Raw genomic sequence first — 6,000 nt, forward strand, 5'->3', positions numbered from 1 at the left:
CTGGCGCAGAGAAAGGCGATTCCGTTCGGTCAAATAAAGACAGAACAAGGCGACTTCGATCGCGTCGGGTTTGCGTCCGGTCTTCCGCCGGGAATGCGGCCTGATACGGGTGAAATGGCGTACGGCATGGGGGTGCTGGAGTGTCTACGACCGGTCACCCCTTCCGTCAGTTCATCGTGAAGGTGCACGGCCGCTGCAACCTGGCCTGTACCTACTGCTATCTCTACGAGGGCCCGGACCGGACCTGGCGTACCCGCCCCGCCGCCGCCTCGCCCGCGGTCCTCGACCGGACCGCCGACCGCATCGCCGAACACGCCCGCGGCCACGGTCTGACCGCGGTCTCCCTGGTGCTGCACGGCGGAGAACCGCTGCTGGCGGGCGTCGACACCCTCGCTCGCTTCACCGAAGCCGTACGCGCGCGCGTGCCCGCGGGCTGTGCGGTCCGCCCCGCCGTCCAGACCAACGCCACCCTCCTCACCGAGGAGCGGCTGAGTGTCCTGGCCCGGCACGGCATCCAGGTCGGCATCAGTCTCGACGGCGGCCGCGCCCGGCACAACGCGCTCCGCGTCGACCGTGCGGGCCGCCCGTCCTGGCCCGCCGCCGCACGCGGGGCACGGCTGCTCGCCGGTCGCTTCCCGGATACGTACGCCGGCATCCTGACCGTCGTCGACCCCACCGCGGATCCGGTGGAGACGTACGACAGCCTGCTCGAACTCCGGCCGCCCGCGCTGGACCTGCTGCTGCCGCACGGCAACTGGTCCACGCCGCCGCCGCACTGGGGCGGCGGCCGCCACGGCGACTGGCTGTGCGCGGTCTTCGACCGCTGGTGGGCGGCCGAGCGGCGGGAGACCCGGGTGCGGCTCTTCGAGGAGTGCGTGGCCCTGCTGCTGGGGTTGCCGGCGGCCGGTGAGTCCCTCGGTCTGACGCCCTTCGACGCGCTCGTGGTGGAGACGGACGGTTCCATCGAGCAGGTCGACTCGTTGAAGTCGGCGTACGAGGGCGCCGCGCGCACGGGCCTGGACGTCTTCCGGCACACCTTCGACGAGGCGTTGCGGCACCCGGGGATCGCCGCACGCCAGGCGGGTACCGCGGCGCTCGCGGAGGGATGCCGGTCCTGCCCGCTGCTGACCGTGTGCGGCGGGGGCCAGTACGCCCACCGCTACCGGGCCGGGCACGGCTTCCGCAACCCCTCGGTGTACTGCGCCGACCTGGAGCGTTTCATCCGACATGTGGCCGGCCGGCTCGCCGCGGACGCGGTGCCCGCGGTGGCCTCTCCCGAAGGGGGCACCCCGTGATCTTTCCGGCGGTCCCGGAGCCGGCTCTCGCCGAACTCGGGCGCACGGAGGGCGGAGCCGGCACGCTCGGGATGCTGGTCCGGGACCAGGACACCCGGCGGCTGCTCCTGCTGCGCGCCGTGCTGGACGCGGCCGAGGCGGCGGACCCGGCGCTCTGCCCGCCGGCGGCGAAGGCCAGGCTGCGGGAGGACTGGGCGCTGCTCACCGCGGCGGACCGGGCCGCCGCCCCCGGTTCGCCCGCACGGACCCGGCTCGGCCATCCGCTGCTCGGCCCCTGGGCCCGGCGCTGCCTGACCCGGCTCGATCCGCGCGGTGGCGTTCCCGGCGACGAACAGCGCCGTGAACTGGTCCGGGACCTGGCCTACTTCAGCGCCGTGGCGGCCGTGGCCGCGGCCCGTGCCGGAATCACCTTCACCTCGGACCTGACGGCCCGCGAGGGGATCCTGGTCCTGCCGTCGCTGGGCGCCCTGCACACCCCGGAGCGGGGCGACGCCCGCCTCCGGGTGACCTACGACCGCGGCCGGATGGAACTCGGCCAGGCGACCGTCCACCTGGAGAGCGACGGCGGCGCCTGGTCCGGATCGCTCGCCTGGACCTCGGCGTACGCGCTGCCGGGTCTGGTCCCCGGGGCCCCGGCCATGCCCCTGGACGACCTCGACCCCTACCGCGCCCCACCCCGCGAGGCCGGCCGGCCGGCGGCCGTCGGTCCGGCGGCCCCGGACGAGTCCGAGCGCAAGCGGTGGCTGCAGCCCTGGACGGGCACGGCCGCCGCGCTGCGGGGCGGCGGTGAGGGACGGCTCACGGAGGCCCTGGCGCTGCTGCGCTGCCTGGTCCCGATGGAACTGCCGCCCGGAGCGGGGAGCCGGGGCAGGTGCAGCGGCACCCGGCCCGAGGCGTTCGGTGCCCTGTTCAGCACCGCCCCGGTCACCCCGGTCGCCTTCGCGGCGACCCTCGTCCACGAACTGCAGCACGCCAAACTGGTGGCGCTGGGCGAGTTGGTGGAGCTGCACCGGGCGGGCCCGGCGGCCCGGTACTTCGCCCCCTGGCGCCCCGACCCGCGCCCGTACGACGGGCTGTTGCAGGGCGCCTACTCGCATCTGGCCCTCGCGGACTTCTTCCAGCGCCGGGCGCTCGCCGCGGGCCCGGCACGCAGCGAGGGCGCCGCGGGGGCATGGGCCGAGTACGCGCGCTACCACGCCCAGGTCGGCGCGGCCCTGCCCGCACTGGCCGGCTCCGCGGACCTCACGACGGCCGGCCGGCGGTTCGTCGACGCGATGGCCGCCACCCACGAACGGCTCGCGGCGCATCCCGCGCCCCGGGGGCACACGGCGCGTGCGCAGGCGTACGTCAAGGCGGCCCGCACGCTGTGGACACAGCGCCAACCTCGTGGTGAATCTCGGAAATGACGACTTCTCAGGCCCCGCTGCGCAAAGATCGACGAGCCGAGGTGCCGGTTCCGAAGTCGCCGTGTTCCCCAGAGCCGCACCGAAGTTCTAGGATTTTGAGACTACGCGTGGAGGCCGTCGCATGTCTGAAACTCGTACGCCGGTCAGGCCGACCGAGAGGGGGGCCGCGAGGCAGACCGTCACGATCAGCTTCGCCGGGTTCAACCGGGCCTGGGCGGCGTGGATCGGGGACAGGCTGGAGCGGCGCGGTGTCCGGGTCGTCTACGTGCGCTGGGACTCCCCCGCCGAGGAGACCCTGGTGGACCTCCTGCGCGGCCTCTCCCTGGCCGAGGGCCGCGTCCTGATACTGGTGAGCGAGCGGTACTTCCAGCTCGGCCCCCGGACCTTCGAGGAGTGGAACGCGGCGCTGCGCGAGGTCGTCGGCCCCGACCCCGCCAAGTTCGCCGCCGTCTCCGTCACCAACGCCTCCGTGCCCGCGGCCATCGCCGTACTGGCCCCGGTCGACCTGACCAACATGGGAGCCGACGAGGCCGAGCGGCGCCTCCTGGACCGGCTGGACCTGCCGGCCGACGGCCGCCCGGCGGCGGACCCCGGCACCCGCGGCCCCCGCTTCCCCGCCGCCATGCCCGAGGTGTGGGGCGGTGTACCGCGCCGCAACACCCGCTTCACCGGACGTGAGCCGCTGCTCGGCGAGGCCTACCACCTGCTGCAGAACAGCGAACCGGGCGCGGGCGTGCTGACGTTGCACGGCATGTCCGGCGTGGGCAAGACCCAGCTCGCGGCCGAGTACGTGTACCGCTTCGGCTCCGAGTACGACGTGGTGTGGTGGGTCAACGCCGAGAACCGTGCCACCTACCGCCGTCTGCTGGCCGAACTCGCCCCGAAACTCGGCCTGTCGACCGGCGACGAGTACGGCGAGCGGCTCCGCGCGGTCCGCGACTCGCTGCGCCGGGGCAACCCCTTCTCCCGGTGGCTGCTGATCCTGGACGGCGCCGACGAACCCGACCAGGTCTGGGACCTGGTCCCGTCCGGCTCCGGACACGTGCTCATCACGTCCCGGAACCCCGAGTGGAGCGAGCACAACAGCAAGCTCCTCGAAGTACGGGTCTACGACCGCGACGAGTCGGTCGCCTTCATCCGGCGCCGCGCGGCCCGGCTGTCGGAGCAGGAGGCCGACCAGCTCGCCGATGCGCTGGAGGACCTGCCGCTGCTCCTGGACCAGACGGCGGGCTGGCTCAACGACTCCGACCTGACCGTCGACGACTACATCGCCCTGCTGGAGGACGGCGTCGACCAGGACGTCGTACGGGTCTCCGCCGACTTCCCGGTGACCTTCCAGACCGCCTGGTCGATACTGCTGAACAAGCTGCGCGACACGGTCCCGGAGTCGGTCGACCTGCTGCGCCTGTGCACGTTCTTCGCGCCGGGCTTCATCCCCGTCCGCATGCTCCGCGAGATGTCCCACGACGACCTGCCCGAGCAGCTCACCGGCCTGCTCGACGATCCGCTGCTGTGGAACAAGGCGATCAACCAGCTGCGGCAGTACTCCGTGGTCCGGCTGGAGTCCCACGAGATCGGCGCCGACGAGGTCCCCTCACCCGGCGAGTCGGTCTACCTGCACCGGATGGTCCATCAGGCCGTCGGCAAGGACATGCCGGAGGCCGACCGGAGGGAGTTCCTCGACGTGGTGCGGCGAGCGCTGGCCGAGGCCGACCCCGGCCGTCCCACCGACACCCGCAACTGGGAGACGTACGCGGAGCTCGTACCGCACCTGAAGCACGCCGACGTCCTCAACAGCAAGGACCGCAGGGTGCAGGCCCTGGTCCTCAACTGCCTGCGCTACATGTACTTCGCGGGCGAGTACACCGCCGGCTGGAAGCTCGGCCGGCGGGCCCTGGAGATCTGGCGTGAGCTGCTCGGTGACTCGCACCCGCGGGTCTGGGACGTCACCTACCACTACGCCAACCTGCTGCGCGCCGCGGGCATGTTGGAGGAGACGGAGGCCATCGAACGCGCGGCGGCGGACCGGCTGCGCCAGGAGCGGGGCGAACGCGACCTCGACTACCTGCGGGTGCTCAGCGGACTGGCCGCCGACGTACGCGCCCTCGGCCGCTACGACGAGGCCCTCCTCCTGGACGAACAGCTGTACCCCACCTACCGGGAACTCCTCGGCGAGCAGGACTCGCGCACGCTCAACGCGCTGAACAACTGGGGCTTCACGCTGCGGCTGATGGGCCGCTACCAGGACGCCCTGGACATCGACCAGCGGACGCTGGAGCAGCGCCGGCTGGTGCTGACCAGCCGTCACCTGTGGACCCTCTTCTCCGAGGTGTCGTTCGCGATCGGGCTCAGACTGCTGGGCCGCTACGCGGAGGCCGAGTCGGCCCAGGCCAGGAACGTGCGCGAGTACCGGATCGTCGCGGGCGAGGCCAACCAGGACACCCTGCGCGCCGAGCACAACCTGGCGCTGTGCCTGCTGCGCGTCGGGGACCGGGCCGCCGCGGGAAAGCTGCTGACGAAGGTGCTGGAAGGCTTCGAACGCAAGCTCGGCGACCGGCACCTGCTCACCCTGTCCGCCGCCGTGAGCCACAGCTGCTTCAACCGTGAGCACGGTGACATCGACCTGGCCCGGGAGACCAGCGAGTCCGTGCTGGCCCGCTATGAGCAACTGCTCCCGGAAGGACACCCGTTCATCATCGGCGCCCGTGCGAACCAGGCGCTGGTCCTGCGCAACGTCGGCGAACGCCAGCACGCCCACGTGCTGATCGAGCAGGCCCTCGCCGACATGAGCGCGGCCGTGGGTGAGAGTCACCCCTACACGCTCGGCTGCGCCATCAACGCCACCGCCCTGCGCAACCTGATCGGTGAGACGGAGTCCGCCGCCGAACTGAGCCGGAACACCATCGCCCGGGCGACCGAGACCCTCGGCCGCACGCACCCGCTCACCCTCTCCGCCCGGGTCGCCTACGCGGCCGACCTGCGTGGGCTGCGGGCCCGTCAGCAGGCGGAGAAGACCGAGCAGGAGGCCCTGACCGACCTGGAGGCGACCCTGGGCAAGCAGCACGTCCACACCGTCTCGGCCCGTGCCCGCAACCGTCCGTACTGGGACTTCGAACCCCAGGCCAGCTGAGCCTTCCCACACGCCGATGGGCCCGGCCCCCGCAACGGGGGCCGGGCCCATCGGCGTGGGGGCGGCGGGGGAGGCGGCGGGGCCGGGGGGCGTTGGGCCGGGAAGAAAAAAGCCACCACCGCAGCGGGAGGCCGAGGGTTGGCGAAGGGGGACACCCCGGCGGGGCGGG

Annotated in this window: 3 protein-coding genes; all 3 read left to right on the forward strand. The window is 72.8% G+C overall.

Features of this window, described 5'->3' with window-relative positions:
• The first annotated feature begins 140 nt into the window (after nucleotides 1-140).
• The gene (locus tag ACFXI4_RS17645) at nucleotides 141-1,295 is read left to right on the forward strand and encodes an FxsB family cyclophane-forming radical SAM/SPASM peptide maturase (RefSeq protein ID WP_384991491.1); all 1,155 of its coding nucleotides are present in this window, start codon (nucleotides 141-143) and stop codon (nucleotides 1,293-1,295) included.
• Nucleotides 1,295-2,701, forward strand: a complete 1,407-nt coding sequence (locus ACFXI4_RS17650) for an aKG-HExxH-type peptide beta-hydroxylase (protein ID WP_384991527.1) — start codon at nucleotides 1,295-1,297, stop codon at nucleotides 2,699-2,701. The genes ACFXI4_RS17645 and ACFXI4_RS17650 overlap by 1 nt, the downstream gene beginning before the upstream one ends.
• 121 nt (nucleotides 2,702-2,822) lie before the next feature.
• The gene (fxsT, locus tag ACFXI4_RS17655; RefSeq protein ID WP_384991494.1) at nucleotides 2,823-5,831 is read left to right on the forward strand and encodes an FxSxx-COOH system tetratricopeptide repeat protein; all 3,009 of its coding nucleotides are present in this window, start codon (nucleotides 2,823-2,825) and stop codon (nucleotides 5,829-5,831) included.
• Nucleotides 5,832-6,000 lie beyond the last annotated feature (169 nt).

Origin of the sequence: Streptomyces sp. NPDC059224, assembly GCF_042754285.1 — a bacterium.
Lineage (GTDB): Bacteria > Actinomycetota > Actinomycetes > Streptomycetales > Streptomycetaceae > Streptomyces.

What these genes read in the sequence shown, in the direction of transcription:
- fxsT (WP_384991494.1), top strand. Translation starts at nt 2,823, where the DNA reads ATGTCTGAAACTCGTACGCCGGTCAGGCCGACCGAGAGGGGGGCCGCG.